The organism is Pseudomonas iridis, assembly GCF_017980685.1.
GTDB classification, from domain to species: domain Bacteria; phylum Pseudomonadota; class Gammaproteobacteria; order Pseudomonadales; family Pseudomonadaceae; genus Aquipseudomonas; species Aquipseudomonas iridis.
The window spans coordinates 106901-131911 of record NZ_JACXXO010000014.1; the positions used below are offsets into that span (position 1 = coordinate 106901).

Below are 25011 nucleotides of genomic sequence, written 5' to 3' on the forward strand. Positions count from 1 at the left end.
CATGACAGAAACATTCGACTCCAGTGCCTTTCTGTCGACCGTCAGCGGGCGCCCCGGCGTGTACCGCATGTTCGACAGCGATGCGCGCCTGTTGTATGTCGGCAAGGCCAAGAACCTCAAGAAGCGACTGGCCAGCTATTTTCGCAAAACCGGCCTGGCGCCGAAGACGGCTGCACTGGTTGGACGCATTGCTCAGGTCGAAACGACCATCACCGCCAATGAAACCGAGGCGCTGCTACTAGAGCAGACGCTGATCAAGGAATGGCGGCCGCCGTACAACATTCTGTTGCGCGACGACAAATCCTATCCATATGTCTTTTTGTCCGATGGCCAATTCCCGCGTTTGAGCATTCATCGTGGGGCAAAGAAGGCCAAGGGCAAGTATTTCGGGCCTTATCCAAGTGCTGGCGCCATTCGTGAAAGTCTGAGCCTGCTGCAGAAAACGTTCTTCGTCCGCCAGTGTGAAGACAGTTACTACAAGAACCGCACCCGCCCGTGCCTGCAATATCAGATCAAGCGTTGCAAGGCGCCTTGCGTCGGGCTGGTCGAGCCTGATGTTTATGCTGACGACGTCCGTCATTCGGTGATGTTCCTCGAAGGGCGCAGTCATGCGCTGACCAACGAGCTGTCCAGCGCCATGGAAGAGGCGGCGATCAACCTCGAATTCGAGCGCGCCGCCGAGTTGCGTGATCAGATCGCTCTGCTGCGCCGCGTGCAGGATCAACAAAGCATGGAGGGTGGCACGGGCGATATTGATGTCATCGCAGCCTTCGTCAATCCGGGCGGCGCCTGCGTGCATTTGATCAGCGTTCGTGGCGGACGCGTGCTGGGCAGCAAAAATTTCTTCCCGCAGGTCGGGATTGATGAAGACGTTTCTGAAGTCATGGCGGCGTTTCTCGGTCATTACTTCATCAGCAGCCCGGAGCGCGACCTGCCCAGCGAGCTGATCGTCAACGTGATGCACGAAGACTTTCCGACGGTGATCGAGGCGATCCATGAATTGCGCGGTCGCGAACTGGCCATCAGTCATCGGGTACGAGGCACTCGCGCGCGTTGGCAGCAATTGGCTGTAACTAACGCCGAGCAGGCTTTGGGTGCGCGTCTGGCCAATCGTCAGCACACCGCGGCGCGGTTTGACGCTTTGGCTGAAGTGTTGAATCTGGACGAGCCACCGCAACGTCTGGAGTGTTACGACATCAGTCACTCCAGTGGTGAGGCGACGGTCGCATCCTGTGTTGTCTTTGGCCCGGAAGGCGCGATCAAATCGGATTACCGCCGTTACAACATTGAAGGTGTCACGGCTGGCGATGATTACGCCGCCATGCACCAGGCCCTGACGCGACGTTTCAGCAAACTCAAGGACGGCGAGGGCAAGTTGCCGGACATTCTGCTGGTCGACGGTGGCAAGGGTCAGCTATCGATGGCCCGCGACGTGCTCAATGAATTGGCCGTGCCGGATTTGATCCTGCTCGGTGTCGCCAAGGGCGCGACGCGCAAGGCGGGTTTCGAAACGTTGTATCTGAATGATGCGGCGCATGAATTCACCTTGCGCGGTGACTCGCCGGCACTGCACCTGATTCAGCAGATTCGCGATGAAGCGCACCGTTTTGCAATTACAGGGCACCGAGCACGTCGCGGCAAAACTCGCCGTACGTCAACGCTGGAAGGCGTTGCCGGAGTAGGGCCGACTCGACGTCGCGACTTGTTGAAACATTTTGGTGGATTGCAAGAGCTGACTCGTGCAAGCATCGAAGAGATAGCGAAAGCCCCGGGGATCAGTAAAAAGCTCGCAGAGTCGATTTATGCGAACCTGCATAGCGAGTAGAATGCCCCTTCACCTCGTAGCCAGTTGTGCCGATGAATATCCCTAATCTGATTACCGTTCTACGCGTCCTGCTCATCCCGATCTTCATTTTACTGTTCTATCTGCCATATGAGTGGAGCTACATGGCCTCCGCCTCGGTGTTTGCCTTTGCGGCAGCAACGGACTGGCTGGATGGTTATCTGGCGCGTCGCCTGGAGCAAAGCACTCCGTTCGGAGCGTTTCTTGATCCGGTCGCTGACAAACTCATGGTCGCCGTTGCGCTGGTGCTGCTGGTTCAAGAGCACGGCAACCTCTGGCTCACGCTCCCGGCGGCGGTGATTATCGGTCGCGAGATCGTTGTTTCGGCGTTGCGCGAATGGATGGCCGAACTCGGTGCGCGTGCGCACGTGGCTGTATCGAATCTCGGCAAATGGAAAACCGCGGCGCAAATGCTCGCACTGGTGATTCTGTTGGCTCATCCGAAGGACTTCAATTTCTGGGTTGTCTTGGGTTACACCTTGCTGCTGGTGTCGGCAGGCCTGACTTTGTGGTCGATGGTTCAATACCTGCGCGCCGCCTGGCCACATCTGAAGACCGATGTGGAAAAGAAATAAAACTTTTTTGAATCAAGGGGTTGACGGAGCTTCTTAATTCTATAGAATGCGCATCACCAAGCGGGAATAGCTCAGTTGGTAGAGCACGACCTTGCCAAGGTCGGGGTCGCGAGTTCGAGTCTCGTTTCCCGCTCCAATTTGTACGTGTTTGTTGTTGTGCTACTGACAGCAGATGCTTTGAGGCCGAGTAGCAAAATGGTTATGCAGTGGATTGCAAATCCACCTACGCCGGTTCGATTCCGACCTCGGCCTCCACTATAAACAAGCTCCGTAGATCCATGATTTACGGAGCTTTTTTATTTGCAGTGCGTTGCAAGATTTAGTCTTTAAAACGTTCACTGCAAACTTGCTTCACCGGGAAGTGATGTATATATTTCCCGCTCGGCTGCTGAAGCCTGCATGCTGTCAGGATTGAGAGCATGCCGCTGGAACAGCAACACAGCGCTACCGCCCGAATGGCGAAACTGGTAGACGCATGGGACTTAAAATCCCCCGCTCGTAAGGGCGTGCCGGTTCGATTCCGGCTTCGGGCACCATTTCTGCTTCTCATGTCTTCTCAAGACTTATCAAAAAGCCCCGCTGGCTAAGACCCGGCGGGGCTTTTTCTTTTCCATCAGTTATCAAGCGTTCTCACCACTTCTCATTATTTTTAGTACATCATTCAGTCCTTCCCCAGTTCGACTGCCATGGTGATGTACTAATGCCTCTCACTGATACCGCTGTGCGCCAGGCCAAACCGGCCGAAAAGAGCTTCACTCTGACCGACGCCAGTGGACTGTCCCTATTCGTTGCCCCAAACGGCACGAAGTCTTGGCACTTCAGGTTTTCATGGCACGGCAGCCAGCCGCGCATGTCCCTGGGTACCTATCCTGAAATCTCCCTGAAAGAAGCCCGCGAACTCCGAGATCAAGCTCGCTCGCTTGTAGCGAAGGGCACTGATCCTCGCTCGCACCGCAGAAAAGAGAAAAAAGCCGCCGCTGATTCTTCGGTCAAAACATTTGAGGTTGTTGCGAACGAGTGGTACGCGTTCAAGTTGCCGCGCTGGGCCGAGGCCAAGAAGGGCGCTGCAAAACAGGCGCAGCTCTATCTGGATAAAGATTTGTTGCCCTCCTTGGGAAAAATCCCGATCGCCGAAGTCTCGCGCAAGGATGTACTAGCGACTCTGCGGATCATTGAAAAGCGCGGGGCACTGAACGTCGCTCGCAAATGCCGCACGTGGCTCAACGAGATATTTCGATACGGCATTGCGTCTGAGTATCTGGACGTGAACCCCGCCGCCGATCTGGACATCGTCGCCGCCAAGGAGCCGCCGGAAAAGCACAACCCGATGCTTCGGCAGCATGAGCTGAAAGAGTTTCTTGCTGAACTGAAGCGCGCCGACCTGAAGGATTACACCCGCAGCGCAATTCGTCTGCTGCTGCTCACGGGGGTGCGCACGATCGAACTGAGAAGCGCAACGATTGATCAATTCGATTTCGACGCCGCGCTGTGGACTGTTCCGGCCGGTACCGTCAAACAACTGAAAAAGGTCATCAGGGTAAAAGGAGAGGGGGTTGTACCGCCTTATTTCGTGCCGCTGTCGCGGCAGGCGATGGAAGAGGCGCGCAAGCTGCACCAGATGACTGGCCGCTACAAACTGCTGATTGCTGGACGGAGCGATCCGAGCAAGCCGATCAGCGACGGCACAGTCAACATGGCTTTGAGGCGCATGGGATATGAAGGCAGGCTGACCGGGCACGGAATCCGCGCCACGATTTCGACGGCCTTGAACGAGAAGGGATACAACGAGGACTGGATTGAGGCGCAGCTTTCGCACGCTGGCTCAAGCAAGATCCGGAAGACCTACAACCACGCAGAGTACGTGGAGCAGCGGAGGGGAATGATGCAGGACTGGGCCGACTACCTCGATTCACTTGAGGAGGAAGGCTGACAGGGCCTGGCTGCTGCCTTGCCGCTCGCCCATTGGTCGACTTCGGACTTTACCCAGCCGACAGCTGCAGCCCCCAGCTTTACCTGCTTAGGGAACTTTCCACTGACGGCCATCCTGTAGATGGTGGCCGTGCTGAGCCCGCAGATTCGTTTCACCTCGGGCAATTTGATGTATTGGATCGGCGATTCGTGCTGATCGTTGGTGTGAGCTGTATTCATTGTGATGCTCCATGCCGCGCGTGGCGGCAGAAGGTGGTTAATCCCAATCCTTGCTCAAGGCCGGTCGGGTTGCGGGGATGGTTTCGAGGGTGTTCAGGTCGAGCAGGGTGAAATAGCCGCGATCTGGCATCCACCCGGCGGTGTCGATGTGGATGACGTTGCCGAGCGTGGCGGGAGTTCGGGTAGGGGTGTGGCCTACCACGACGGCGCGCACACCTTCGACGCCATGTGTTTCCTGATGCTCGAATCGGCTCCGCGACCACATGCAGCTGTTCTGCACCAGCTTCAGCCGCTTGCTGCTCTCGGGCGATTCCAGTTCGGTGGGTAGCTGATCCCAAGAGGGGAAGGGGCAATCGGCGTGCACGATGCCGATGAGGCCAAGAGCCGTCTCGACCTCGATGGCGATTGGCAGCTCGGCGAAGTGCACCGCGAACTCTTTCTGCTCGAACAGCGACAGGCCGGCGAACCATGAGCCGCCGTTGTACATCCAGTTGTCGGCGTCACAGGTATCGAACCGAACCACGTAGTCGTCATGGTTGCCGCGCACCGGGTGGAACCATGGTTTGTCCAGCCAGGTGAGCACGTCGCGGCATTCCGGCCCGCGGTCAACCAGATCGCCGACGCTGAACAAACGATCCACCGAAGGGTTGAAGTCGGCCGCATCCAGCGCGGCTTGTAGCCGGGTGAAATGCCCGTGAATGTCGCCGACCGCGAAATCCCGGCCAGCCGTGTTTGCGGCGAAGCGCTTCACGCGCGACACCTCGATAGTTTTGGGCATGCAGAATTCCTTGCCCGCCATTCACTGACAGGCTTATAGGGGAATGGATTAGTAGCCTTTTGCCTTGATTCCTCAGGCTTCAGGATGGGTGTAAAAATGAGTGCTCATTTCAATGAGTCTTCGGAGGACGCGTGTCACACAATCTGGATGTGCCGATAACCCACAAGTACCGAGGCCATATCATTTTTCTGAAGTTCCACTGGAGCCGGCCGAACGATAAAGCGCCTGCTTCTGCGAAGATCATCGACCCGGCATCAATCGATGGGTTGGGTGATGTCGCAGCCGAGCTGTTAGGACCATGGCCCGATTATCCGACCGCACTGGATGATGCAATGGCCACTGCTGAGCGATGGGTCGACAGTCAGCTGCCTTGACTCAAGCTGCTAGCTGCTCCAGCGGTTGTTGACGCAGCGCAGCCTGTACTGCCTCAACCACCCGGCGCAGATAGTTGAATTCGTGATTTTCCTCGACCGCCTTGTCGCTAACCGGGTAGTGCCACTCATCACCAAACAGTTCAGTCAGTAGCCTGTCGTGATGCCAGCACTCGTTCGGCGACTCGACGCTTCGCAGAACCTCTATGTCGTGCCAGAGTTCACGCGCCTCATCCTTGCTCAGCTCATCCAGTTCCCAGTCGTGTCGGTCGGTCTGTTGCCGGCGGCGCTGGACGATGCACTTTTTCGCGAAGGCGTGAAGGGCATTCCCGCTGAACCGCGTGCTACTGATACCGCGATCGAGGCAGTTCAGGACGTAGTGCCAATCGCAGTCGGCGACAAACTCCGCGACGGTGCACGGGCCCATACCACCCCAGTAGGCGTTCCAGCTGTCGTCCCAGCAGTTGATCGTGATCTTGCCCTGGGCGGTCTGATAGCTCGGGTCGGATTCAGTAGGGCAGTCGCGGCGGCCGAAGTCCTCGAGGAACACGGTAATCGCGTCGAGTCGCGGCGCGCCGGTGATCACCAGCTTCGTCACAGTCGAGCGCTCAACCTTCAGCGGCTCGGCCGGTTTGTTTTCTGTGGACATGGGGCGTCCTATGCCGGGTCATGCCCGGGCGGTGGAGTGGTTAGCGGGAAAGCTCTTTGGCGCGCTTCTTCGACCAGGCCAGAACATCCAGCACAACGCTCTTGCTGAACATGCTGCGCTGGCGGTAATAGTCGACCGAGTCCCGGGCGACGCTGAAGCAAACGCCCTCGGGAAATTTCAGTTTCCGAAGTTCGTCGAGCACGTTCTTTTCGATGAATTCATGAGGTGTCATAGCGGCACCCATTCGTTCTTGGCGTTGTAATGGCCGCGCCATTCGCCAAGCTTGAACACCAGAGTGCCGGGAGTGCACAGCCAGGCCGATTCGATGGGGCCGCCTTTCAGTCGGAAGCTGGACTTAAAGGCCCGCAGAGCGCGCCGACGAATGCGTGAGCGCGACAGGTCAATCCGCTTGATGCGGAGGGGGGGGGGTAGACATTGATTGCCTCCAGGTGCGCGCCTGCCTCGCCGGCTGGCGTGATTCGTTGAAGTGGGGTATCAAGGGCATCCGGCATAGGGCTGGATCAAAGGAGTGAGGAACTTGGTTTCCCAAACGGCATTCGATAAATTTTCAGGCTTTCTTGAAGCCTTTAAGGGCGAATCAGATCGCGGCGCGGCCGTACTAACGCTTTGTGTATTGGAAGAGGTTCTCAAAGAGGCAATAAAGCGTCGCCTGCCTGATCCGCCAAATAGTAAATACAAGGATGCAGTCGACAACTTCTCGCCTAAAGGGAGGCTATCAGCGTCAACTGTGAACGCTTACATGCTCGGCGTTCTGAGCAAGCACCATTTGGACAATTTCGGGTTACTGATCGACGTTCGAAATAAGTTTGCTCATCAAGCCCTTTCCGACTTGTCTTTTGATGAAAAAAACATCAAAAACTGGGTTCGTGATCTTAAGCTGGACGACAAAGGTCCAAAGCTAGAAGGACGAAATCGTTTTTTGATTGCGGCAACTGAAATTTATTTCAATTTGGCTGGCGTGCGGATAGACAAGTTGTCTGCTGAAAGCAAGCCACGCTTCCAGATTGACCTTTTGCCAGTGACAGGGAAGTAAGCATCCCTGTCACGCCGGAACGTCTTATCTCGGATCAAACGCGCCCAAAGACAGCGCAGCGGCATCGCCGATCTTGTCCTGAAGCACCGACTTGAATTCCTGCGCGATCTCTTCGCGCTGGACCTCTTCACCAACCCAGCGCAGCTTCAGCACCGGTTGTGCGCCGCTGGTGATTACCGACACACGCAGTTGAATCTGCTGCTCGGTCAGGCCTTCGAACGGGATCACGTTGAACAGCAGGGTGGTTGGCAGCGTCTCTTTGCTGCGGGCTTCGATCTGATCGAGCGTGCTGCGGCTGGCACTGGTTTCACCGACGGTGTGGTCAGACTCAGAAGCGGCCTTGATGGTGATGGTGCGCACAGCGGCGATAGCCTTGGCGATAGTCATCGTTTGCCCGGTGTCGTCGGCGGCGTTGAGGAACTGGTGCCAGTCTTCAATCCAGTCGCTGAGGTCTTTTTGCGACATCGCGCGCCCGCCGATTGCTTGCGCAGCCTTGTAACCGGCAGATGGCTTCAATCTCAAAACTGCCCGGTCATCGGCGTGGCCGGGTGCAACGTCGGTACCCAGGTTGAAGATCAGAGTGCAGGTCATTTCGTCCTGGTCGATGAAGCCTCGGGCACCTGCCACCGCCCGGTCAGCAACGTACGTGCTGAAGTCGGCCAGTGAGTGGGTCGAATAGATCCCGCGGAACCGGCTGCGTCCCGCCTGCCACTTTTCCATGGTGATCACCTGGCTGCCTTCAGGCAGGACCAGGGTCGGCATGTGGGTGCCCAGTTGCTTGCCTGTTGCTTCGAGCGCGGTGTCGGTGATGTGCTGAATTGCTTCTTTGGTCAGGGACATTCGTTAAATCCTTCGGCGGCTGGAGTTAGGTGCGGGGAGTGATTGGGGCTTGCTCGCGGGTGAACAGCTGATCGTGCTTTTCCGCGAACAGGGTGATCTTTCCGCCGGATCCGACGTGCATCGGTGTTTCCAGGCTTGTGTTTTCACTTCGGGTACCGCGCTTGGTCGGCACCTTGTAATCGAGTTTGTGCTTAATCTTCACCTGGCTGGACTCACCGACCTGAGTGAAGTCCAGGGTGATGACCAGCTTGCCGGCCTTGCCGTTGTCGACGACGCCGGCTGCCACTTCGGAAAGGGCGTGGCCAATCTGGCTGGCAAAGGCGCCGCCGTTCAGCTCTTCGAAGAACTCTGTGGTGTCTGTAGGGGTGGACATGGCTTTTTCTCCGGGATGGCCGACAGGCCGCTGGGGGGAAGGTGATGTTGTTGATCGCGCTTGCGGCGCTGGATTGACCTGAAAACTCTTTTCATGCGGCGACCTTCACCTGGTTCCAGGCACCGACAGCCTCAAAGATCTGATATGCCTGGGCGTCGTCGAGCGATACCGTATCGGGAATCGCGATCCAGCCTGAGGCGACCACGTGCTGGGGATTCGCGCTGGCGAGGACTTCCCGATAGCAATGTTCGATCACTTCCTCGAGATGGTCCGACAGGTACATGCCGTCCGGCTCGACCTCCACCGATTTCAAGTAGCGGTCACCAGACTGGTTGATGCACAGGGCGCTGAGGAAGATCGTCCACCGATGGGTGATCTCGCAGACTGCCTGACCGATATTCCCGGGCGCGATGCTCTTCAATGACCTGTAATTGACCATGCCCTGCCGGCCGCTCGGGTCGATGTTGACAACCGCGACGTGATTGGTGCGAACCAGCGATCGACAGGAGCTCTCGATTCGAGCCCGCATGTTGTTGGGCTTGCGCTTGCTCATAGCCTCTCCGTGATCCGCCGCAGCGCGATGCGTTCAGCCTGGGTGGGCGAAGGCCGCCGACGCTTGAGGATGGTGTCAGGGTCGATTTTGTTGGAGCGGGTCGGCGGCGTAGGGCGTTCGAACCCTGGCGCCGAAGTCACCTGGCCGCCAGTGCCAAAGAACTCGGAAATCTTGCGCACGATGTCGGCCAGCGCCGTGGCTCGTGGATCAGGCCTTGGTCCAATGCTCATCGTGTCGCCCCCATGAAGGCGAACACGGCAAGCACCACAGCGAACACAAGCATCCAGCGAGTCATCCAGCGCGCCACATTCGCGGCAGTGAGGTGCGCGGCCTGGGTGAAGTAAGCAGCGCTTTCAAAACCCTGCGCTGACCGACAGGCGTTCATGTGGCCTGCGATCTCGGCGCGCTCGGTACCGGTCTTGCGATCAACAACGCCGAACAGATTGTTTCCGTGCGGTACGACGGTGAAGCGCAGCGACGTCGCAGGAGCGGTGATCCCGACCTTTTTGTAGAAGTCGGCAGTAGCCAGGGTGGCACGCTGACGCAATCCATCGAGAATGGCGCGGCGATGTTGGATAGTGTGATTCATGTCCTTTCCTCGGATGGTTGCGTGTATTCGTCAGCACTCGGGCCACCTGCTGGTTGCCGTTGGGCGCAGGTGAGAGTGCTGACGGATAAAGGCGGGGCAAAAGAAAGGCCCGTTGGACGTTCGGGCCTTTCACAGATGCAGTGATCTCAGGTAGCGAGGTTTTTGGCGGGACGATCAGTGCCAGACCACTGTTGCCCCGATGGATGTTCGCCAGCGCTCGCGGTGGAAGCGCAATGGATCGCCTGACACGCTCGCAAGCTTTGGAGGTTCTGGCCTCTCAAAACTCAGCGTGGCACCGATCAGTAGGATTTGGAGCATGTTGTTCTCCGGTTGATGATGCAGGTGGCCGGTATCGGTAATAGTCGTCCGCATCCCGCTGCCCACTCAGCGAATGGGCAGAAGTGATGCTATCGAGCGAAGCGGAACCACATCACCATGCCTAGGGCCAGGCCGGAGATGACGCCGGCCAGGTAGGCGATGGAGATGATGTGCAGGAAGCTCGCCACCACCAACAGGGCGCCGCCCAGCAGGATCGCAGTGAGCAAGCGGCTGATCACCGCACCACCTTCACGACGCTGTTGATGCCCTTATCCACGGCGCGGCGGACTTTCTTCGCGTCATCCGGCGACAGGCTGGCCAGGTAGTCATTGTTGAAAACGATCTGAGCGCGCAGGCAGTAGGTCTTCGGATCCTTGAACGAGTTGGAGGTGTCCAGGCCGCTGCGCGCTTCCTTGGGGACCGAGCAGTGCCGGTAGAGCGGGTTGTTGTTGGCGTCCTTCGAGTCTTCGAATGAGTCGTCGTTGACCTCGCCTATTAGGATCTGCTTGCCGAAGTCCTCGGTGATGTCGCTGGTGATCGCACCGGCCCGGCCGATGTACAGCATGCCGGCGATCTCGATCCGTACGCCGGCTTTGCTGACGTAGCCCTGGCTCACTGCCTCGGCTGCGCTGTACCAGCTGTCGAACTCGACGATGCGCGCACCCTCGTAGTCTTTGTCGGTCTTGATCCAGTTGCGGACCGTGACCAGGGCTCCCGAGCCCGACACCGCGGCGAAGGCGTACTTCTTGGCGACATCGTCGTCTTCCATCTTGCCGAAGTCGTCGACACCAGCCTTGCTATGCAGCCAGTAAACGACCTCTTCGTGAGCGTCGGTCACCTTGATGTCCGCCGGCATCGGCAGACTGATCACCGAATCGTTTTGAATGACCGCAATGTCGCAGGCGCCGTCCTTCAGCTTCTCGGCGTTCTCGACGCTACCTCCGGTGTTGATCACCTTCAGCTCGCTGCCGGTCTGCTTGGTGACCGTTGTGCCGATGGCGGCACCGAGCTTCTCGTAGAAGCCGCCTTCGCCGCCGGTGCAGAAGCGAAGGGTAGGTGGTGATGCGCTGGCCGCAGCTGAAACACTCAGCAGCGCGGCCAGCAATAACACTTTCGATTTCATGGGCGTTCCTCAGGGTTGGGTTATTTCCCAATGCAGCCTGTTGCCAAGCCGCATTGGGAAATAATGGCCAGCGGCCAGCTCTCCACTGCGCAGGTGACGCGTTCCCGTATAAGCTGGGCGTTCCACCACTCAGCAAGGAAGAAGGAATGAAGATAAGTGCGACGTGTGCCGCATGCGGAAGCCTTACGCTTAGAATCCCCGACGATGACGATGCGGATCAGATGATCCGCTGCGCAGAGTGCGGAGCAGATGTCGGCGATAAGCAGGCGGTAAATCAAAAGCTCAAGGCTCGATCGGAAGAGGAGGCGGCAAAAGTTTTAGCTGACTTCAAGAAGAAGCTTTCAAAAATGGGATTTAAGTAGCAGTTAAATCCTGATCCTTGGTGCCTCCAACATCCTCTTGGAGGCGCCTTTTGACGCGCTCGTAAACCGCATCGGTGATGTTTTCAATGAGCGCTTCGAACTCCTCGTCTCCCGGTGCCGGAAGCCGAACCTCAATCGATAAGCCTTCAGTCTTCATTGGTGTACCTCTGGGTTGGTTTGCATCCCGATGCACCCTGTCGCGAAGGTGCAGAAGTGATGCTTAGGCGTACGGGTCGAAGGCTTCGGAGCGCTTTACCACTCGCACCTGGGCCATTCGGCGCTCAGGTACGCGGCGGTCACGGCGCATTGAGTCGTCGGCAATCATTGCGTGCATGGCGATCAACGCGGCCAGCACGAAGCACATTGGGGAGATGATCTGCCGGCGCATCGCCTCGGCGACCAGGGCAGCGCGGCGAGTAACGCCAAGCTTGAACATTGCGTTGGTAAGGCGCTTTGCGACGGTTGCCGGGGATATGCCAGCTTCCCGTGCGATTTCCTTTGCGGTAAGCCCGAGGGCAACCCAGAGAAGGAACTGGAGCTCCCTCGGTGCAAGACCCCGTCCGAGATAGCCCTTCCATGCGCCGTTTTCGATTATCGATTCCATCGTTGTGACTCCCGGTTGTTTTCCCGCTGCACCCGGCGAGCCAGGTGCAGAAGTGAAAAAATTCCGTTGTGTCTTTCTCTCCAGTCGCGATCAGCTCGATCCACTGGATAACTTGTTTGGCGACTTACGCTGCACGCCCGGGTCAGTTGCCAACCCTCTGAACCGTTGAGGCCGGTTCATCGCTGCCTTGTTCTGGCCGGTAGTTATCCGGCGATGGGCAAAATATAGGGCAGCCTTTATTTGGAGTCAACAGGTATGCCTTTATTTTTTCATAAAGGAAAAAAAATCCCGCACAAAGCGGGATTCATTCAACTGGAAGGTGGGAAATCACCAGAGCGCGGAGGACCAAAAGACCTTGCCAAGTACGGCAATCTCTTTCTGAAGCATTTCCTGGGGTGTGTACTCTTCATCGGGATGCTCGTCGCGGTTAAAGCTTCGCATGCGAATACCTCCACCTGGTAAGCGATACAAGGTCTTAACCCGCAATTGCCCGCCGTGATCGAGGGCGTACATTTTTCCGTCAGTTATGGAGGTGGAGCCCTTGTCGACTCCGACGGTACTTCCATGGGGGAGGACTGGCTCCATGCTGTTTCCTGAAACGGTTACACAGACTGCCTCCGATGGTTGCACTCCTTGTCGGCGGAGGGTCGCTTTGCCAAAGCGAAGCTTCTGTCTATGGGACTGTTGTACGGCAGTAATTCCCGCGCCTGCGGACAGTTCGACTTCCTTGAGAAACGGCACGTATACCTCATCATCATCCAGCGGAGTGTCGTCGTCCCATACATCCATAGGGCCGATTAATATCGCGTTTGACTCGATAGTTGCGGGTCCATTGTTGGCTTGCGACGAATACTTCCCCTGTGGAGTGCCTGTGCCATCCGAGAGCCAAACGGGATCTACGCCGCACACTTGGGCGAGCTTTATAAGGTGCCCTGACGTCCGAGTGAGCCCTCGCTCAATTTCCGATACGGAAGCCTGTTTTATACCGGCGCGATCGGCCAACTCGACCTGAGTCAGGCCGGCGTTTTTACGCGCTTGTTTCAATCTGTCTTTGAGTTCCATGCCTGCCAATTTATAGGCCAACCTTTCGAGTTGCAAAAAGGTATCCCTTTCCATAACATAAAGGCATCCCTTTATATGGGCGGAGATTCAATGAACATTCATTTCAAAAAGCTCGTCGAGCATTTTGGCTCGCAAGCAGCTACGGCAGCAGCGTTGAAAGTGAAGCAGGGCACCGTAAGCGGTTGGGTTCGAGGCCTGCACGGCTGCTCGGCGGAGGTAGCGCTAAGAGCTGAAATTTTGACCAACGGGCAAATCCTTGCCTGTGATCTACGGCCCAGTCTTGTTGACCCAGGCTCCAATCCGACAATCAGCACCGCTTTAAAAAAGACTGCGGCATAGCGGGGGCTATGCCTGCCACTGAAAACCCATTAGAGCGACTGGAAGCCATGGAGCATCACCTCGATTTACTCAAAGAAGACCTTGAGCGGCTGCGGGAAGACCTCCATGGCACCGAGAAGTAACGAGGGGGTCGAGTGGCACCAGTATCGGATTCATAGGGGTATCGAGGTAGTGCGTCGGATTAGCTGTTGATTCATCCAGTAGAAAAAGATCCGCCAGGAAGACCATTAGGGGAAAGGAAATGGACGGCAAAAAAACAGGACGCGTGGGGACATTGAACGCTGAGGGCCGTAGCTCAGTCGGCGAGATCGGTCGCGTCTGCGGGAAAGTAATCGCCTGAATTTCAGGCACAAAAAAGCCGGGGTTACGACCCGGCTTAATTGCTACAGCTATGCGAGATCAAATTATGCACAACCAGCCACTCCCAATCAATAGCTTCAGGCCTGCGCCACGATTTCAACCCGTGGCGCGTGTTGTCGGCAGGGTACTTCTCGATATGAGCGAACCAGCAGTGGTTGAGCCAGGCAGCCGGGAATTCCATCAAGCCGAAGCCATGCGGGCCGCTCAAAACGTTCAGCACCAGTACACCCGAGAAGCCAAGAAACAGGCCAAGCGCGAATGCCTGGGCCACCTGATCGCATCGCTTGCACCAAATGGCGCTGGCAAGAACAAGGCGCCTTCCGTATGAGCAATGTCATCCCACTTCGCAACACCGGGGGATTTACCCGGATGGACAACGATCTATACGAAGCCCTGATAGGGGCAGACCTTTCTGGCCGCGAGCTGCGTGTCGCTCTGGCCATTCACCGCCTCACTGCTGGCTACAACCAAGACGCGGTGAAGGTTGCAGCGCTCTACATCGCCAAGATGATGTACGGCGAAGAGGGCGCGGATACGGAGCGTGCAAACGTGTCCCGGGCCATCAACTCCCTGATCCGTCAGCGGGTGCTTTTCCGTGATGGTGGAAGCCGAGATCCGATCACTTTCCTCCCGGCAAACGAGTGGAAAATCGACCAAAAATCTAGCGTGTTGAAATCTACACAGTGTGTGAAAAACCTACACGCCACCGTGTTGGAAATTACACACATAAAAGACATAAATACAATTACTACTACTGACGTAGTAGTCGTCGACGCCGAGCGTCAACCAGAGCAGAAACCGGCAAAGGTTGTTCGACAGAAGCCAGCGATGGAAGCTTGCCCGTATCAAGCCATTGTCGACCTGTATCACTCCGCACTTCCCGAACTGCCAGCCGTTGCGATCCTGAACAGCGACCGCAAAGCGAAATTGCAGGCCCGGTGGCGTGAAAGCGATGTTCACCGCGACCTCAATTTCTGGGCCGAATATTTCTTCCAGGTGAAAACCTCCCCGTTCCTGACCGGCAAGGTTCCTGGTCGCAACGGCGCCAAAGCATTCCGCGCCACGTTCGATTGGCTGATCGCCCCGAGCAACTTCGTCAAGGTTGTGGAGGGCAATTACAATGCGTGATCCCTATAGCATCGAGGCCGAGCACGGCCTGCTGGGCGCGATGATGCAGCGTCCTGAGCTGATCGATTCCCTGAGCGACGACCTGTCTGCCGAATCGTTCTACTTCCCGGAAAACGCCGAGGTGTACCGCGGGATCATGGCGGTTCGCTCGGCCGGTAAATCCGTCGACTTCCTCACCGTGGGTAACCACGTTGGCAACATGCTGGATGGCTCCCCGGCGTTTGCCTACTGCGCAGAAATCGTAAAGGGCACTCCCAGCGTTGCCAACGCCAAAACCTACGCGGGCATCGTGCGAGAGAGAGCAGTCGAACGCTCCCTGTTTGACCTTGGCAGCCAAGCCATGGACATCGCGCACAGCGATCAGGATGTGCAGGCGAAAATCGCCGCCGTCCAGGCTGCGGCCATGGCCATCGATTGCGGTTCGGGTGATGACGACATCGTCAAAGTGGGTGACGTGCTGGCGGACCAACTGGAGGTGTGGCAGGAGCGTCATGATCGCCATGCCCGCGGTGAAACGCTCATAGGTCTGTCGACCGGCCTGAAGGAATTGGACGAAAAGCTGGGTGGTCTTCAACCGGATCACCTTTACATCGTTGCGGGCCGTCCTGCCATGGGCAAGACCACGCTCGCCATGGGCATGGTTGTTGAGGCGGCTGTGCGCCAAAGCAAGTCTGCGCTCGTCATCAGCCTGGAGATGAACAAAGGCCAACTGTTGGACCGGGCTGTGGCGTCCGAGGGCCGTATCCCGCTGACGCTGGTGAAAAACGGAACGGCATGCCAGAGCCATGGCGCGGAGCTCGCTGCCGCCGCCGGCGTTCTTCGTCGCGCTCCGCTGTACATCGCCGATCGGGCCGGTTCGTCGATTGGTCGCATCCGCTCTCTGGCCCGCCGCCACAAGATGCGGTACGGCCTGGACCTGCTGATGATCGATTACCTGCAATTGCTGGAAGGCGAGGGCGGCAACCGGACCGAAGAGGTCAGCAGCATCAGTCGCGGTTGCAAGCTGCTCGCCAAGGAGCTTGGCATTCCCGTCGTGCTGCTGAGCCAGCTCTCCCGCAAATGCGAAGAACGTCCAAACAAGCGGCCAATCCCCTCAGATTTGAGGGAATCCGGAGCGATCGAGCAGGACGCCGACGTGATCCTGTTCGTGTACCGCGACGAGGTCTACCACGAAAACACGGAAGCCAAGGGCATTGCCGAAATCATCATCGGCAAGGGCCGCGACATCGAGATGGGCACCGTCCGCGCGGCCTTCCTTGGCCAATACAACCGTTTTGAAAACCTTGCCGCCGGGTGGAAGCCAGAGCCTGTCGAGCAGCCGGAAAAGGTAACCAGCCTGGCCAGCCGATATGCCAAAAAGGAAAGATTCTGATGAATGAATCCCGACAGACCCAAATTCTCGCCGGACAGTCCTCAATCGCCCAAAAGGTCTTTGGCTACGTGCCAATCCAGGCGAGTTGGAGCGCCCACGATATACACGGCGCGGTCATTGCTGCCAATGCAACTGGCGCATCTGCTTATGCAATACGCCGTGCCCTTGGCGAGCTCAAGGACGCCGGGCTTATCCGCGAACCGGTAGGCGGGAAATTTCAGCGTGATGCAGCCACACCGAAAATCCACAAGGAGCAAGTCATGACCCAGGTAGCCAAACAGACCGTTGTTTCGATCAAAAAGCCTGAAGGCGCGCTGGATGTTCTGGCCGCTCTGTCCGGTGAAGTGGTGGACCTTTCTAGCGAGTTCAGTAAGCGTATGAAGGCGCTGGCTGCCCGCATCGAGGAAGTGGCGCTGTCCGTTGAGGCGGAACGGGAGAGCAACGCCGAAGCCATCATCAAGGCCAAACGCCTGCAAGAAGCGTTGAGGGAGTTTGCCTAATGAGCGCTTTGGACAAGCAGGTATCAGGCGATCACTACAAGTCGCTGAACATCCAGCCAATCGAGTACATCCACGCCAACAGCATCCCGTTCGCTGAGGGCAGCGTCATCAAGTACGTGACCCGGTGGCGTGACAAGGGCGGCATCGCTGACCTGGAGAAGGCCAAGCACTTTCTGGAGCTGCTGATTGAGCTTGAGAGAAAGGCGGTGATTGAATGACCAGTGCCGCGGTTAAGATCACCGATGCTGAAATCAAGCGCCAGGCCGGCGGCGCCGTCCGGGACCTGCGGGACATCGACAATCGCGGCCTGTATCTCCGTTTCGCCCGGGCGCGTACTCGGGCGTCTTGGTACCTGGTGACCAAGGGTGACTGGAACCTCATAGGCCAATTCCCCGACCTCAATGCGAAGCAGGTCGTTGCCGCGCTGCCGGCGATCCGCCTGCGCCTGGCGGCCGGTGCTGGCTCGAACTTGTCGAAGTGGGTCACTACCGGTGAGCTGCTGGACTGGTATGCCGAGCGCATGTCGCGTGACCGCAATCTGTCGAGCAAGCGCAAGAAGACCGGGGCCTCGGCCATCAAGTGCCACCTCGTCCCGCGCCTTGGCGACCTGCCGTTGACCGGCATCGACAAGGCCACCCTCGACAGCCAGCTCATGTGGCCGTTGCAGGAAACCATTTCCATCGACTACGTGCGTTCGGTGTTCCAGTTGCTGGCCCTGGCCTTCCGGCAGGCGTTCAAGCTGGGCCTGATCTCGGCCAACCCTATGGCCAGCATCAAGTTCAAGGACTTCTCCAAGGCCAAGGTCGGGGTCAAGCCGTCTCGCCTGCGCGGTGTGCAACTGGCGGGCCTGCTGGAACAGTTGGCCAGGGTCATGGAGACGGCGCCACTGGATGCCATGCTCGCCTCGATGATGCTCTGCCACGGCACACGCATTGGCGAAACCCGCCAGGCGCGCTGGTCGCACATCAGCCTGGCCGAACGGGAGTGGTTCATTCCCGCCGAGCACACCAAGACCGGCGTCGAGCATCACCTGCCATTGACCGAGCAAGTGTGCGAGCTGCTGAAGCGCTACCGCGACGGCCAGTACGCCCAAGGTTACGACGGTCAGTTCCTGTTCCCCGCGCGCAATGGCAAGGCCTTGAGTGAAGGCCAGGCCAGCGCCGTGTTCACCCGGCTGGGGCAGGGCGAGTGGACCAGCCACGACCTGCGCAAGGTGGCCCGTACCGGCTGGGCAGATCTGGGCATTGACCACCTGATCGGTGAGCTGCTGATCAACCACGCGATGGGCCACAACGTGAAGGTGTACATCCAGTCCGACGTGATGGGTCGCAAGCGTGATGCCCTGGAGCAGTGGCATGCGCATTTAGATCAGAAGGGGTTTGCCCTGATTCACGGATTGACCGGCTTTAGATTGGGAGATTCCGGTACGTCGCCGGAAGCCACGGACCACAAGGCCTGCGAGGCCTTTCAAGAATCAACCATAGGCGAGGTTTAAAAACGATGAAAAAGCAGCATGGGCCCGCCCTGGTACGCAGGTTGATACCGATGACAGAGTGCCCTTCCTGTGCCGGGAAGGGTGTGATCAACGGCCTGCTTCATGAGCTCGACTGCATGGGCTGTCACTCGTCCGGCTTTGTGCATGCACAAACATTGGAGCCGCTACTGATCGAAGACCTGGTGGTTCAGCTTGGTCGAGTGGTTCGTCGGGCGCGCAGCCAGTTGGGCAGCTCGGCCATTGGTGGGGCTCAGGATCAATACGAAACGAACAGCCGCCGCGGCGCCGGCGGATCGAACTTCACCGGGGATTGAGGGAACGACATGGGCATCTATAGAGATGTAATGGGAACGCTGGTTCGGGTGCTGGCTGCGGACAACATCGACAACAGCACCAAGCAGTCCTGGCAGAAGCTGATCGATGCCGATCTTCGGCAGGGCGGTACCGGCAGTTCATTGTCCGTGCGTGACAAGTTCGATTACGACTGCTGCCTATATGCGTTGCTGCATCGTCAGCTGGAGCCTGCGCAGTGGGATGTGCTGGTCGCCAAGTACTCAACCCACAAGGCCAATAAGGTTGCCGCCATTGGCCGCTTGGTATCTCGGATGACTTCCCCGGCACCGCAGCTGTTCGTCTATAAGGCACTCACGGCCTGGGCTATTCCCAAGCTCAAGGGCATCCAGACTGGCAAGCGTTCCACTGACATGATCGTCCTGCCTGCCGAGTTCTATGACATGAACACCTGGGATCTCGCCGGTTCGCCGGAGCGCACGCGCCGCAATTGGAGGGGAGGAATTCACAAGCGTCTGGAGCAAATCGAAGAAGCGGCAGTGATACACGCGACCGAGATATTCGACCAAGAACAAATCTTTGTAGATGCCGCTTGACCGTGATGGCCGAATGGCCGTAAATTAACCCCATCATGTCGATCTTGCGCGTTATGAGAGACGACACAGAAAACCCGGCCACCGTGTCGGGTTTTTTATTGCCTGCGATTTTTGGTTGTCCACAGCCAGAGTGGCCCCTTGGGGATGTCTGGACACCGATAAGCCGGTCAGTGCGGTGGTGCGATTAACACCGGCAGTCAGCGTGCTTCTGCTCCATCACCCTGGAGTAGCGCTGACGGGCAGCGTGGGAAGACACGCATGTTATGCAGATGAATGCGCAGGCTGATGCGCTAGGGATTCGTACTCCTGAGCCTGATGTCGGAGATCAGCACCGGCCATCTGCACCTATTTCAAAGGCTCGCCATATCGGTGGGCCTTTTTCGTTTCCGGTTCCCGTGCCTGCCTCCTTGCTTCGAGCGGATGACAGTGCACTGGGCGCCGGTCTTATTACTCAGTCCCGCCAGGGAATAAGGGCACTGCCCAGACAAGGACCACTGATGAACACAGAACACCAGACGCTTGCCGATGTGCCCTTCTGGATGCTGGTCCTGCTGAGCATGGCCGGGCTATCCGGCGAGATGCTGAGGGCATCGGGTAGCGACCTGAGCCTGCGGCAGATCCTGCAGCGTGTAGCCCTGCGCTTCCTTGCCTCGGGTCTGTTGGGCATGGCCACGCTGCTACTCGCGCTGGCTATGTGGAGCAATCTCTACCTGGCTGCTGGTCTGGGGATCGTCATCGCGGTGATTGGTGCTGACGTGGCTGGTGGGCTGTACACGCAAATCTTGGCGAAGAAGGCCGGCATCACTACTGGAGAGCGCAATGAGCCAACTCGATAGCGCCAAGACAGAGGCCCACTACTTCAGCCAGGAACATGTCCATACCGTCGATGATGGACGAGGCGCACGCGACGTGTATCTCGATGGCGTCAAGGTGGATGACGTCTTCTTCGCTGACACCCAGCTTGGACTGATCGTTGCCTACTGTGATCCTCTGGAGGTCATACCAGGAACGGACTTCATCGACAGCTACCACGCTTGGGGTGATGTTCGGGTTGAGCAAAAGCTTTATGCGGTGTGACTGATGGCAACCAACTCCCCCTGGCATCACCTGTACAAGACGAAGGAATGGTTCCGACTCCGATGGCACCAGCTACAGAAAGAACCTCTGTGTCGGCGATGTGGTGGCCAGGGCCGAACGGTCGCGGCAAACATTGCCGACCACGTGAAGCCTCACCGTGGTGACGTAACGCTGTTCTTCGATGACACGAACCTTCAGAGCCTTTGCAAGACCTGCCACGACAGCGCCAAGCAACGAGAAGAAAAGTCCGGCGTCGTTGTCGGCTGCGACGTCAGGGGCCTGCCGATCGACCCGAACCATCACTGGAACCGTCAGAAATGACGTGAAATCGGCTGAATTCGCCTTGTTTTGGTGCGGCACGCCACTGCCCCAAGGGGGAGGGTGAAAAGTTCGGAATTCTCGTGGATAGGACCGCCCTCGACCCTCTTTACGCATAAAGCCAGAATTGGAGAGTTTTTTTGAAGGGAAGAACCCCCGCCCCGACGACCCAGAAAAAGGTCACCGGCACATTGCGTGCCAGTCGGGAAAACAAGCGGGAGCCTCAAGTCGCGGTCGCATCGTACCAGTCGCCGCCACCATCGATGACGGCGGAAGGGCAGGCGGTGTGGAAAATATTCTGTCCGCTTGCGGCCTCGATGGGCGTGCTCACCGAAGCCGACCTTCAAACCCTTGAGCGTCTGTGCGAAGTCGCCGCCGAGGTTCGCCGCTTGACCAAAGTTATTTCCGAAGAGGGTCACACCTATTCGACCGACGCCGGACTGATTAAAGCGCATCCGGCGGTGGCGATGGCGGCTGACGCCGACCGCCGGCTGCTCTCTTACCTCACCCATTTCGGCATGACACCCGCCGCCCGATCCAAGGTCCAGGCCATTGGCGAACCTCCAAGCAAAGACCCGGAAGACGAGTTCTTCAATTGAGGTCAAGAAGGTTTCCTATGCGGTCGACCCAGTAACGGCTTGGGCTCAAGAGGTTTACTCTGGCAAGGTGCTGGCCGGTCCCGATATTCGAAACGCCTGTGGTCGCCACTTGCGAGACCTGGAGGACGGGCCGAAGCGAGGGCTTACCTGGGATCTCGAAAAAGCCAACCGGGCGATCCGCTATTTCAAGACGGTACTCAAGCTCAACGGCGGCGAGCACGAAGGCCTCCCATTCATTCTGCTGCCCTGGCAAGCATTCATCGTTGGATCGATCTTTGGCTGGATGGCGCCGGACGGCTTTCGCCGATTCCGAACCTGTTACATCGAGTCGGGTAAAGGGTCGGGCAAGTCGCCGCTGGCGGCTGGCATTGGCCTGTATTGCCTGACCTCAGACAATGAGCCGCGCGCCGAGGTGTACGCCGCAGCGACGAAGCGTGATCAGGCGATGATCCTGTTCCGCGATGCGGTGGCGATGGTTGATCAGTCGCCGTCGCTGATGAAGAAAATTAAGAAGTCGGGCCGGGACGAGAAGGTTTGGAACCTGGCCTACCTGGCGACCGGGTCATTCTTTCGACCTATCAGTTCCGACGACGGGCAATCTGGTCCGCGTCCTCACTGCGCGCTGATCGACGAAGTCCACGAACACAAGAACAACAAGACCGTCGAGTTCATGCGGGCGGGCACCAAAGGTCGCCGCCAAGCGCTGATCCTGATGATCACCAACAGCGGTCACGACCGTAACTCGGTCTGCTACAGCTATCACCAGCTCGGTGTGAATGTCTGTGAGGCCGGCGCCAAAGGCGTGACAAAGCGGCACCGCCACTTCAACGATGGTTTCTTCTCGTTCATCTGCTCCCTGGATAAGGGCGATGACCCGTTCAAGGATGAGAAGTGCTGGGGCAAGGCCAACCCATCGCTGGGCCACACGTTCCAGCCAAAGTATCTGCGCGAGCAGGTCACCGACGCGAAGGGCATGCCGGCCAAGGCGAGCACTGTTCGGCGCTTGAACTTCTGCCAGTGGGTAGATGCGGCGAACCCATGGGTCGATATCGATACCTGGTTGTCGTGCTGCGCGAAGTTCGATCCCGAGAAGCTGGCTGGCCAATCTTGTTATGGCGGCCTCGATCTTTCGGGCAAACGAGATCTCACTGCGTTGAATCTCTACTTTCCCGAACAAGGAAAATCAATCGCAGAGTTCTGGACGCCCAAGGACACGCTACTTGATCGCGCCGCGATTGATGGCGTGCCCTATGACGTCTGGCTAGAAAGCGGACACATTCACGCGCCGCCAGGCAAGGCGATCAACTACGCGTTCGTGGCAAAGAGGCTAGGAGAGCTTGCAGCCAAGTACGATATAAAGGCCCTGGCCTTTGACCCGTACCACATGAGCTATCTGGAAGTGGAGCTTGAGGCGCAGGGCATCGAGTTGAACTTGGTTCCCCATGGGCAGGGTTTCCGCCCTGCCCGCGAGTCGAATCTCTGGATGACTCATTCCATCGACCTGGTGGAGGACTTGATCGCTACCGGCAAGATCCAGGTGCTAGATAACCCCTGCCTGACCTGGAACGTGGCGTCCGCCGTCATGGATGCGGACGCTCAGGAAAACAGAATATTTTCGAAGCGAAAACGAACTGGCCGGATCGACGGCGCGGTTGCCTTGGCCATGGCCGTGGGTGCAGCAGAGCAAAGAACCGTGACGCAGAACCTTGATGACTTCCTCAATCGACCGATGAGCATGTAATGGCAGATACCGACTACAGCATTGACCTGCGCACCCGCAGTCCCTTCTGGGCGCGCATGGCGAGCTTCTTTGTCGGCGGTCGGTTGTCGACGCCGAATAAGGGATCTCAGACAGGACCTGTTTCCGCCACCGGTGAGGTCGGCGACTCAGTCGTAACAGACGAGCGCTCGCTTCAGATCTCGACGGTGTTCGCATGCGTGCGCCTTATCTCGAGCGTCACGGCGTGCATGCCCCTGGACGTTTTCGAAACCAAGGGGGATGACCGTGTGAAGGTCGGGCTAGACAACCCGCTCGCCCGGCTTCTGAAGTATCGGCCAAACGACTTCATGACAGCCTTTGACTTCCGTGTCGCCATGACGATGCAGCTTTGTTATTACGGCAACGCTTATGCCCTGACCGAACGTAACTCGGTCGGCGACGTGATCAGTCTGGTGCCTTTGATGTCGGTGAACATGGACGTTCGCCTTGAGGGTAAGCGCATCGTTTATCGGTACCGGCGCGACACCGAGTATGCCGACTTCAAGCAAAGCGAAATCTTCCATCTCAAAGGCTTTGGGTTTAACGGTCTTGTAGGGCTTTCCCCTATTGCCTTCGCGGCCAAGACCGCTGGCGTTGCCGTTGCTATGGAAGACCAGCAGCGCGACTTCTATGCCAACGGTGCGAAGTCACCACAACTGCTGATGACGGGCGAAGGGAAGCTGCTCACCACCGAGCAGCGCAACCAGGTGGAGGCCAACTTCAAGGAAATATCCGGCGGGCCGGTTAAGAAGCGGCTTTGGATTTTGGAGGGTGGTTTCACTACTCAAGCCATCGGTGTGAGCCCGCAAGACGCGGAAACGATGGCGGCCCGGAAGTTCCAGGTCAGTGAGCTGGCGCGCTTCTTTGGTGTGCCGCCGCACCTGGTGGGCGATGTCGAGAAGTCAACCAGTTGGGGCTCAGGTATCGAGCAGCAGAACCTTGGGTTTCTTCAGTACAGCCTGGATGCCTACTTGGAAATCTGGGAAGGCTGCATTTTGCGATGGCTCATCAAGCCGGCAGACCTGGGGCGCATTCATGCCGAACACAATCGAGATGGACTTCTGAGTGGCGACTCAACGGCAAGAGCGAACTACATGAAGACCAAGGTAGATACAGGCCTGCTGACAATCAACGAAGGTCGCCGCATTGATAACCGGCCGCCGCTCCCTGGTGGCGATGTCGCAACCCGGCAGTCGCAGAACGTGCCGCTTGATCAACTTGGCAAAACGAACCCCGCCCCTGGCGGGGTTTAGTTTTTCTGGAGCTACCCAATGTCAAATATCCAAAAGACCCTGGCCTTTACCGACACCGAAATCAAATTCTCCTCGGATGGCAAAGCTGGGGTTTTCGAGGGTTACGCCAGTGTCTTTGATGTCATCGACTCGGACGGCGACATCATCCTGCCGGGCGCTTACAAGAAGGCCCTGGCCGAACAAAGCCGAAAGGTCGGGATGTTCTTCAACCATCAAACGTGGGAAATGCCCGTCGGCAAGTGGCAGACACTGGAAGAGGACAGCAAAGGGCTGATCGTCATTGGTGAGCTTACGCCCGGTATGTCCGCTTCCAACGACCTGCGCGCCGCCATGGAACACAAGACGGTCGAAGGTATGTCTGTGGGCTTCACGGTCACGAAAGACGACTACAGCATCATCGACACCGGTCGGGCGTTCAAGAACGTGCAAGCGCTTCGCGAGATCAGCATCTGCACCTTCCCTGCCAATGAACAAGCAACCATCGATTCCATGAAAAGCATGGAGTCGATCACCACCATTCGCGACGTAGAGCACTGGCTGAGGGATTCGGCCGGTCTATCGAAGTCGCAAGCGCTGGGCTTTATCGCCCGGTTCAAGTCCGCAGTTCGGAGCGATTCCGAAGGTGGCGAAATCACCGCGCTCCTGGAGCGCATCAAGTCCTTCCCATCTGTAGGAAATTGAA

The 25011-nt window shown here is 57.7% G+C and carries 36 protein-coding genes and 3 tRNA genes; 24 read left to right on the forward strand and 15 right to left on the reverse strand.

The window, feature by feature from the left end:
- The first annotated feature begins 1 nt into the window (after position 1).
- The 6 genes from uvrC to IEQ42_RS20770 all read left to right on the forward strand — a co-directional run bounded on the left by uvrC (position 2) and on the right by IEQ42_RS20770 (position 4348).
- Positions 2-1825: an excinuclease ABC subunit UvrC gene (gene uvrC / locus IEQ42_RS20745; protein ID WP_210623922.1), complete on the forward strand. Its 1824-nt coding sequence runs from the start codon at positions 2-4 to the stop codon at positions 1823-1825.
- Positions 1826-1857: 32 nt separating this feature from the next.
- The gene (gene pgsA, locus IEQ42_RS20750; protein ID WP_210704972.1) at positions 1858-2418 is read left to right on the forward strand and encodes a CDP-diacylglycerol--glycerol-3-phosphate 3-phosphatidyltransferase; all 561 of its coding nucleotides are present in this window, start codon (positions 1858-1860) and stop codon (positions 2416-2418) included.
- A 60-nt stretch (positions 2419-2478) separates the two neighbouring features.
- Positions 2479-2554: transfer RNA gene (locus tag IEQ42_RS20755), tRNA-Gly, on the forward strand.
- A gap of 45 nt (positions 2555-2599) precedes the next feature.
- A tRNA-Cys gene (locus IEQ42_RS20760) sits at positions 2600-2673 on the forward strand.
- Positions 2674-2867: 194 nt separating this feature from the next.
- Positions 2868-2954, forward strand: a tRNA-Leu gene (locus IEQ42_RS20765).
- 164 nt (positions 2955-3118) lie between these two features.
- The gene (locus IEQ42_RS20770) at positions 3119-4348 is read left to right on the forward strand and encodes a tyrosine-type recombinase/integrase (RefSeq protein ID WP_210704973.1); all 1230 of its coding nucleotides are present in this window, start codon (positions 3119-3121) and stop codon (positions 4346-4348) included.
- On the opposite strand, the gene IEQ42_RS20775 is transcribed toward IEQ42_RS20770, so the two are convergent.
- Positions 4318-4566, reverse strand: a complete 249-nt coding sequence (locus IEQ42_RS20775; RefSeq protein ID WP_210704974.1) for a helix-turn-helix transcriptional regulator — start codon at positions 4564-4566, stop codon at positions 4318-4320. The two genes, IEQ42_RS20770 and IEQ42_RS20775, sit on opposite strands and share 31 nt — an antisense overlap.
- Positions 4567-4603: 37 nt before the next feature.
- The gene (locus tag IEQ42_RS20780; RefSeq protein WP_210704975.1) at positions 4604-5344 is read right to left on the reverse strand and encodes a metallophosphoesterase; all 741 of its coding nucleotides are present in this window, start codon (positions 5342-5344) and stop codon (positions 4604-4606) included.
- A 131-nt stretch (positions 5345-5475) separates the two neighbouring features.
- Here IEQ42_RS20780 and IEQ42_RS20785 point away from each other — a divergent pair, with 131 nt between their 5' ends.
- The gene (locus tag IEQ42_RS20785) at positions 5476-5718 is read left to right on the forward strand and encodes a hypothetical protein (protein WP_210704976.1); all 243 of its coding nucleotides are present in this window, start codon (positions 5476-5478) and stop codon (positions 5716-5718) included.
- A gap of 1 nt (position 5719) precedes the next feature.
- On the opposite strand, the gene IEQ42_RS20790 is transcribed toward IEQ42_RS20785, so the two are convergent.
- Together IEQ42_RS20790 and IEQ42_RS20795 are read right to left on the reverse strand one after the other, a co-directional pair.
- Entirely contained in the window at positions 5720-6364 is a 645-nt protein-coding gene (locus tag IEQ42_RS20790) for a phiTE_072 family protein (protein ID WP_210704977.1), read from the reverse strand.
- Positions 6365-6404: 40 nt separating this feature from the next.
- Positions 6405-6596, reverse strand: a complete 192-nt coding sequence (locus IEQ42_RS20795; protein ID WP_210704978.1) for a hypothetical protein — start codon at positions 6594-6596, stop codon at positions 6405-6407.
- A gap of 306 nt (positions 6597-6902) precedes the next feature.
- Here IEQ42_RS20795 and IEQ42_RS20800 point away from each other — a divergent pair, with 306 nt between their 5' ends.
- Positions 6903-7418 (forward strand): hypothetical protein, encoded by a 516-nt coding sequence (locus IEQ42_RS20800; protein WP_210704979.1) that lies wholly within the window; start codon positions 6903-6905, stop codon positions 7416-7418.
- Positions 7419-7442: 24 nt separating this feature from the next.
- Here the strand turns inward: IEQ42_RS20800 and IEQ42_RS20805 are convergent, their stop codons facing one another.
- The 7 genes from IEQ42_RS20805 to IEQ42_RS20835 form a co-directional block, all read right to left on the reverse strand.
- On the reverse strand, positions 7443-8258 hold the full coding sequence (locus tag IEQ42_RS20805) for a YfdQ family protein (protein ID WP_210704981.1): 816 nt from the start codon (positions 8256-8258) through the stop codon (positions 7443-7445).
- Between the two features lie 25 nt (positions 8259-8283).
- Positions 8284-8631, reverse strand: coding sequence for a hypothetical protein (locus tag IEQ42_RS20810; RefSeq protein WP_210704983.1), 348 nt, complete (start codon positions 8629-8631; stop codon positions 8284-8286).
- Positions 8632-8722: 91 nt separating this feature from the next.
- Positions 8723-9184 carry a hypothetical protein gene (locus tag IEQ42_RS20815; RefSeq protein ID WP_210704985.1) on the reverse strand — a complete coding sequence of 154 codons (462 nt, stop codon included), beginning with the start codon at positions 9182-9184 and terminating at the stop codon, positions 8723-8725.
- Positions 9181-9414 (reverse strand): hypothetical protein, encoded by a 234-nt coding sequence (locus tag IEQ42_RS20820; RefSeq protein WP_210704986.1) that lies wholly within the window; start codon positions 9412-9414, stop codon positions 9181-9183. Before IEQ42_RS20820 ends, IEQ42_RS20815 begins: the two co-directional genes overlap by 4 nt.
- Complete coding sequence (locus IEQ42_RS20825; protein ID WP_210704987.1) at positions 9411-9773, reverse strand: hypothetical protein; 363 nt, start codon at positions 9771-9773, stop codon at positions 9411-9413. The genes IEQ42_RS20820 and IEQ42_RS20825 overlap by 4 nt, the downstream gene beginning before the upstream one ends.
- A gap of 407 nt (positions 9774-10180) precedes the next feature.
- The gene (locus IEQ42_RS20830) at positions 10181-10330 is read right to left on the reverse strand and encodes a hypothetical protein (protein WP_210704988.1); all 150 of its coding nucleotides are present in this window, start codon (positions 10328-10330) and stop codon (positions 10181-10183) included.
- Positions 10327-11214, reverse strand: coding sequence for a TAXI family TRAP transporter solute-binding subunit (locus tag IEQ42_RS20835; protein WP_210704989.1), 888 nt, complete (start codon positions 11212-11214; stop codon positions 10327-10329). The genes IEQ42_RS20830 and IEQ42_RS20835 overlap by 4 nt, the downstream gene beginning before the upstream one ends.
- Before the next feature lie 146 nt (positions 11215-11360).
- On the opposite strand from IEQ42_RS20835, the gene IEQ42_RS20840 reads away from it, so the two are divergent.
- On the forward strand, positions 11361-11576 hold the full coding sequence (locus IEQ42_RS20840; protein ID WP_210704990.1) for a hypothetical protein: 216 nt from the start codon (positions 11361-11363) through the stop codon (positions 11574-11576).
- Here the strand turns inward: IEQ42_RS20840 and IEQ42_RS20845 are convergent.
- The 3 genes from IEQ42_RS20845 to IEQ42_RS20855 form a co-directional block, all read right to left on the reverse strand.
- On the reverse strand, positions 11569-11733 hold the full coding sequence (locus IEQ42_RS20845) for a hypothetical protein (RefSeq protein ID WP_210704991.1): 165 nt from the start codon (positions 11731-11733) through the stop codon (positions 11569-11571). The genes IEQ42_RS20840 and IEQ42_RS20845 overlap by 8 nt on opposite strands.
- 63 nt (positions 11734-11796) lie before the next feature.
- Positions 11797-12180: a response regulator transcription factor gene (locus IEQ42_RS20850; RefSeq protein WP_210704992.1), complete on the reverse strand. Its 384-nt coding sequence runs from the start codon at positions 12178-12180 to the stop codon at positions 11797-11799.
- A 327-nt stretch (positions 12181-12507) separates the two neighbouring features.
- Positions 12508-13242 carry an XRE family transcriptional regulator gene (locus IEQ42_RS20855; RefSeq protein WP_210705030.1) on the reverse strand — a complete coding sequence of 245 codons (735 nt, stop codon included), beginning with the start codon at positions 13240-13242 and terminating at the stop codon, positions 12508-12510.
- 90 nt (positions 13243-13332) lie between these two features.
- Between IEQ42_RS20855 and IEQ42_RS20860 the strand changes: the two genes are divergently transcribed.
- Positions 13333-13581, forward strand: a complete 249-nt coding sequence (locus IEQ42_RS20860) for a transcriptional regulator (protein ID WP_210704994.1) — start codon at positions 13333-13335, stop codon at positions 13579-13581.
- A gap of 376 nt (positions 13582-13957) precedes the next feature.
- On the opposite strand, the gene IEQ42_RS20865 is transcribed toward IEQ42_RS20860, so the two are convergent.
- Positions 13958-14212 (reverse strand): hypothetical protein, encoded by a 255-nt coding sequence (locus tag IEQ42_RS20865; RefSeq protein ID WP_210704995.1) that lies wholly within the window; start codon positions 14210-14212, stop codon positions 13958-13960.
- Positions 14213-14265: 53 nt separating this feature from the next.
- Between IEQ42_RS20865 and IEQ42_RS20870 the strand changes: the two genes are divergently transcribed.
- The 14 genes from IEQ42_RS20870 to IEQ42_RS20935 all read left to right on the forward strand — a co-directional run bounded on the left by IEQ42_RS20870 (position 14266) and on the right by IEQ42_RS20935 (position 25010).
- On the forward strand, positions 14266-15069 hold the full coding sequence (locus IEQ42_RS20870; RefSeq protein ID WP_210704998.1) for a replication protein: 804 nt from the start codon (positions 14266-14268) through the stop codon (positions 15067-15069).
- Positions 15062-16441, forward strand: a complete 1380-nt coding sequence (gene dnaB, locus IEQ42_RS20875; RefSeq protein WP_210705000.1) for a replicative DNA helicase — start codon at positions 15062-15064, stop codon at positions 16439-16441. The genes IEQ42_RS20870 and dnaB overlap by 8 nt, the downstream gene beginning before the upstream one ends.
- Positions 16441-16941 (forward strand): hypothetical protein, encoded by a 501-nt coding sequence (locus IEQ42_RS20880; RefSeq protein ID WP_210705002.1) that lies wholly within the window; start codon positions 16441-16443, stop codon positions 16939-16941. The genes dnaB and IEQ42_RS20880 overlap by 1 nt, the downstream gene beginning before the upstream one ends.
- Positions 16941-17159, forward strand: coding sequence for a DUF3310 domain-containing protein (locus tag IEQ42_RS20885; RefSeq protein WP_210705004.1), 219 nt, complete (start codon positions 16941-16943; stop codon positions 17157-17159). The genes IEQ42_RS20880 and IEQ42_RS20885 overlap by 1 nt, the downstream gene beginning before the upstream one ends.
- Positions 17156-18436 carry a tyrosine-type recombinase/integrase gene (locus tag IEQ42_RS20890; RefSeq protein ID WP_210705006.1) on the forward strand — a complete coding sequence of 427 codons (1281 nt, stop codon included), beginning with the start codon at positions 17156-17158 and terminating at the stop codon, positions 18434-18436. Before IEQ42_RS20885 ends, IEQ42_RS20890 begins: the two co-directional genes overlap by 4 nt.
- Before the next feature lie 50 nt (positions 18437-18486).
- Positions 18487-18750, forward strand: a complete 264-nt coding sequence (locus IEQ42_RS20895) for a hypothetical protein (protein WP_210705008.1) — start codon at positions 18487-18489, stop codon at positions 18748-18750.
- A 9-nt stretch (positions 18751-18759) separates the two neighbouring features.
- Positions 18760-19323: a hypothetical protein gene (locus IEQ42_RS20900; protein ID WP_210705010.1), complete on the forward strand. Its 564-nt coding sequence runs from the start codon at positions 18760-18762 to the stop codon at positions 19321-19323.
- 497 nt (positions 19324-19820) lie between these two features.
- Positions 19821-20159 (forward strand): phage holin family protein, encoded by a 339-nt coding sequence (locus IEQ42_RS20905; protein WP_210705012.1) that lies wholly within the window; start codon positions 19821-19823, stop codon positions 20157-20159.
- Positions 20143-20400 (forward strand): hypothetical protein, encoded by a 258-nt coding sequence (locus IEQ42_RS20910; protein ID WP_210705014.1) that lies wholly within the window; start codon positions 20143-20145, stop codon positions 20398-20400. The genes IEQ42_RS20905 and IEQ42_RS20910 overlap by 17 nt, the downstream gene beginning before the upstream one ends.
- A 3-nt stretch (positions 20401-20403) precedes the next feature.
- Entirely contained in the window at positions 20404-20721 is a 318-nt protein-coding gene (locus IEQ42_RS20915) for an HNH endonuclease (RefSeq protein WP_210705015.1), read from the forward strand.
- 137 nt (positions 20722-20858) lie between these two features.
- Positions 20859-21317: a phage terminase small subunit P27 family gene (locus IEQ42_RS20920; protein WP_228732014.1), complete on the forward strand. Its 459-nt coding sequence runs from the start codon at positions 20859-20861 to the stop codon at positions 21315-21317.
- Positions 21271-23058 carry a terminase large subunit gene (locus tag IEQ42_RS20925; RefSeq protein WP_215729717.1) on the forward strand — a complete coding sequence of 596 codons (1788 nt, stop codon included), beginning with the start codon at positions 21271-21273 and terminating at the stop codon, positions 23056-23058. Before IEQ42_RS20920 ends, IEQ42_RS20925 begins: the two co-directional genes overlap by 47 nt.
- On the forward strand, positions 23058-24329 hold the full coding sequence (locus IEQ42_RS20930) for a phage portal protein (protein ID WP_210705016.1): 1272 nt from the start codon (positions 23058-23060) through the stop codon (positions 24327-24329). Before IEQ42_RS20925 ends, IEQ42_RS20930 begins: the two co-directional genes overlap by 1 nt.
- An 18-nt stretch (positions 24330-24347) precedes the next feature.
- The gene (locus IEQ42_RS20935; protein WP_135309176.1) at positions 24348-25010 is read left to right on the forward strand and encodes an HK97 family phage prohead protease; all 663 of its coding nucleotides are present in this window, start codon (positions 24348-24350) and stop codon (positions 25008-25010) included.
- The last annotated feature ends 1 nt before the right edge of the window (position 25011 follow it).

What these genes read in the sequence shown, in the direction of transcription:
- pgsA (WP_210704972.1), top strand. Translation starts at nt 1,858, where the DNA reads ATGAATATCCCTAATCTGATTACCGTTCTACGCGTCCTGCTCATCCCG.
- IEQ42_RS20905 (WP_210705012.1), top strand. Translation starts at nt 19,821, where the DNA reads ATGAACACAGAACACCAGACGCTTGCCGATGTGCCCTTCTGGATGCTG.
- IEQ42_RS20890 (WP_210705006.1), top strand. Translation starts at nt 17,156, where the DNA reads ATGACCAGTGCCGCGGTTAAGATCACCGATGCTGAAATCAAGCGCCAG.
- IEQ42_RS20910 (WP_210705014.1), top strand. Translation starts at nt 20,143, where the DNA reads ATGAGCCAACTCGATAGCGCCAAGACAGAGGCCCACTACTTCAGCCAG.
- IEQ42_RS20880 (WP_210705002.1), top strand. Translation starts at nt 16,441, where the DNA reads ATGAATGAATCCCGACAGACCCAAATTCTCGCCGGACAGTCCTCAATC.
- IEQ42_RS20860 (WP_210704994.1), top strand. Translation starts at nt 13,333, where the DNA reads ATGAACATTCATTTCAAAAAGCTCGTCGAGCATTTTGGCTCGCAAGCA.
- IEQ42_RS20775 (WP_210704974.1), bottom strand. Translation starts at nt 4,566, where the DNA reads ATGAATACAGCTCACACCAACGATCAGCACGAATCGCCGATCCAATAC.
- IEQ42_RS20845 (WP_210704991.1), bottom strand. Translation starts at nt 11,733, where the DNA reads ATGAAGACTGAAGGCTTATCGATTGAGGTTCGGCTTCCGGCACCGGGA.
- IEQ42_RS20855 (WP_210705030.1), bottom strand. Translation starts at nt 13,242, where the DNA reads ATGGAACTCAAAGACAGATTGAAACAAGCGCGTAAAAACGCCGGCCTG.
- IEQ42_RS20795 (WP_210704978.1), bottom strand. Translation starts at nt 6,596, where the DNA reads ATGACACCTCATGAATTCATCGAAAAGAACGTGCTCGACGAACTTCGG.
- IEQ42_RS20805 (WP_210704981.1), bottom strand. Translation starts at nt 8,258, where the DNA reads ATGTCCCTGACCAAAGAAGCAATTCAGCACATCACCGACACCGCGCTC.
- IEQ42_RS20790 (WP_210704977.1), bottom strand. Translation starts at nt 6,364, where the DNA reads ATGTCCACAGAAAACAAACCGGCCGAGCCGCTGAAGGTTGAGCGCTCG.
- IEQ42_RS20915 (WP_210705015.1), top strand. Translation starts at nt 20,404, where the DNA reads ATGGCAACCAACTCCCCCTGGCATCACCTGTACAAGACGAAGGAATGG.
- IEQ42_RS20810 (WP_210704983.1), bottom strand. Translation starts at nt 8,631, where the DNA reads ATGTCCACCCCTACAGACACCACAGAGTTCTTCGAAGAGCTGAACGGC.
- IEQ42_RS20815 (WP_210704985.1), bottom strand. Translation starts at nt 9,184, where the DNA reads ATGAGCAAGCGCAAGCCCAACAACATGCGGGCTCGAATCGAGAGCTCC.
- IEQ42_RS20885 (WP_210705004.1), top strand. Translation starts at nt 16,941, where the DNA reads ATGAGCGCTTTGGACAAGCAGGTATCAGGCGATCACTACAAGTCGCTG.
- IEQ42_RS20850 (WP_210704992.1), bottom strand. Translation starts at nt 12,180, where the DNA reads ATGGAATCGATAATCGAAAACGGCGCATGGAAGGGCTATCTCGGACGG.
- dnaB (WP_210705000.1), top strand. Translation starts at nt 15,062, where the DNA reads ATGCGTGATCCCTATAGCATCGAGGCCGAGCACGGCCTGCTGGGCGCG.
- IEQ42_RS20840 (WP_210704990.1), top strand. Translation starts at nt 11,361, where the DNA reads ATGAAGATAAGTGCGACGTGTGCCGCATGCGGAAGCCTTACGCTTAGA.
- IEQ42_RS20895 (WP_210705008.1), top strand. Translation starts at nt 18,487, where the DNA reads ATGACAGAGTGCCCTTCCTGTGCCGGGAAGGGTGTGATCAACGGCCTG.
- IEQ42_RS20935 (WP_135309176.1), top strand. Translation starts at nt 24,348, where the DNA reads ATGTCAAATATCCAAAAGACCCTGGCCTTTACCGACACCGAAATCAAA.
- IEQ42_RS20770 (WP_210704973.1), top strand. Translation starts at nt 3,119, where the DNA reads ATGCCTCTCACTGATACCGCTGTGCGCCAGGCCAAACCGGCCGAAAAG.
- IEQ42_RS20930 (WP_210705016.1), top strand. Translation starts at nt 23,058, where the DNA reads ATGGCAGATACCGACTACAGCATTGACCTGCGCACCCGCAGTCCCTTC.
- IEQ42_RS20900 (WP_210705010.1), top strand. Translation starts at nt 18,760, where the DNA reads ATGGGCATCTATAGAGATGTAATGGGAACGCTGGTTCGGGTGCTGGCT.
- IEQ42_RS20820 (WP_210704986.1), bottom strand. Translation starts at nt 9,414, where the DNA reads ATGAGCATTGGACCAAGGCCTGATCCACGAGCCACGGCGCTGGCCGAC.
- IEQ42_RS20780 (WP_210704975.1), bottom strand. Translation starts at nt 5,344, where the DNA reads ATGCCCAAAACTATCGAGGTGTCGCGCGTGAAGCGCTTCGCCGCAAAC.
- IEQ42_RS20870 (WP_210704998.1), top strand. Translation starts at nt 14,266, where the DNA reads ATGAGCAATGTCATCCCACTTCGCAACACCGGGGGATTTACCCGGATG.
- IEQ42_RS20835 (WP_210704989.1), bottom strand. Translation starts at nt 11,214, where the DNA reads ATGAAATCGAAAGTGTTATTGCTGGCCGCGCTGCTGAGTGTTTCAGCT.
- IEQ42_RS20825 (WP_210704987.1), bottom strand. Translation starts at nt 9,773, where the DNA reads ATGAATCACACTATCCAACATCGCCGCGCCATTCTCGATGGATTGCGT.
- uvrC (WP_210623922.1), top strand. Translation starts at nt 2, where the DNA reads ATGACAGAAACATTCGACTCCAGTGCCTTTCTGTCGACCGTCAGCGGG.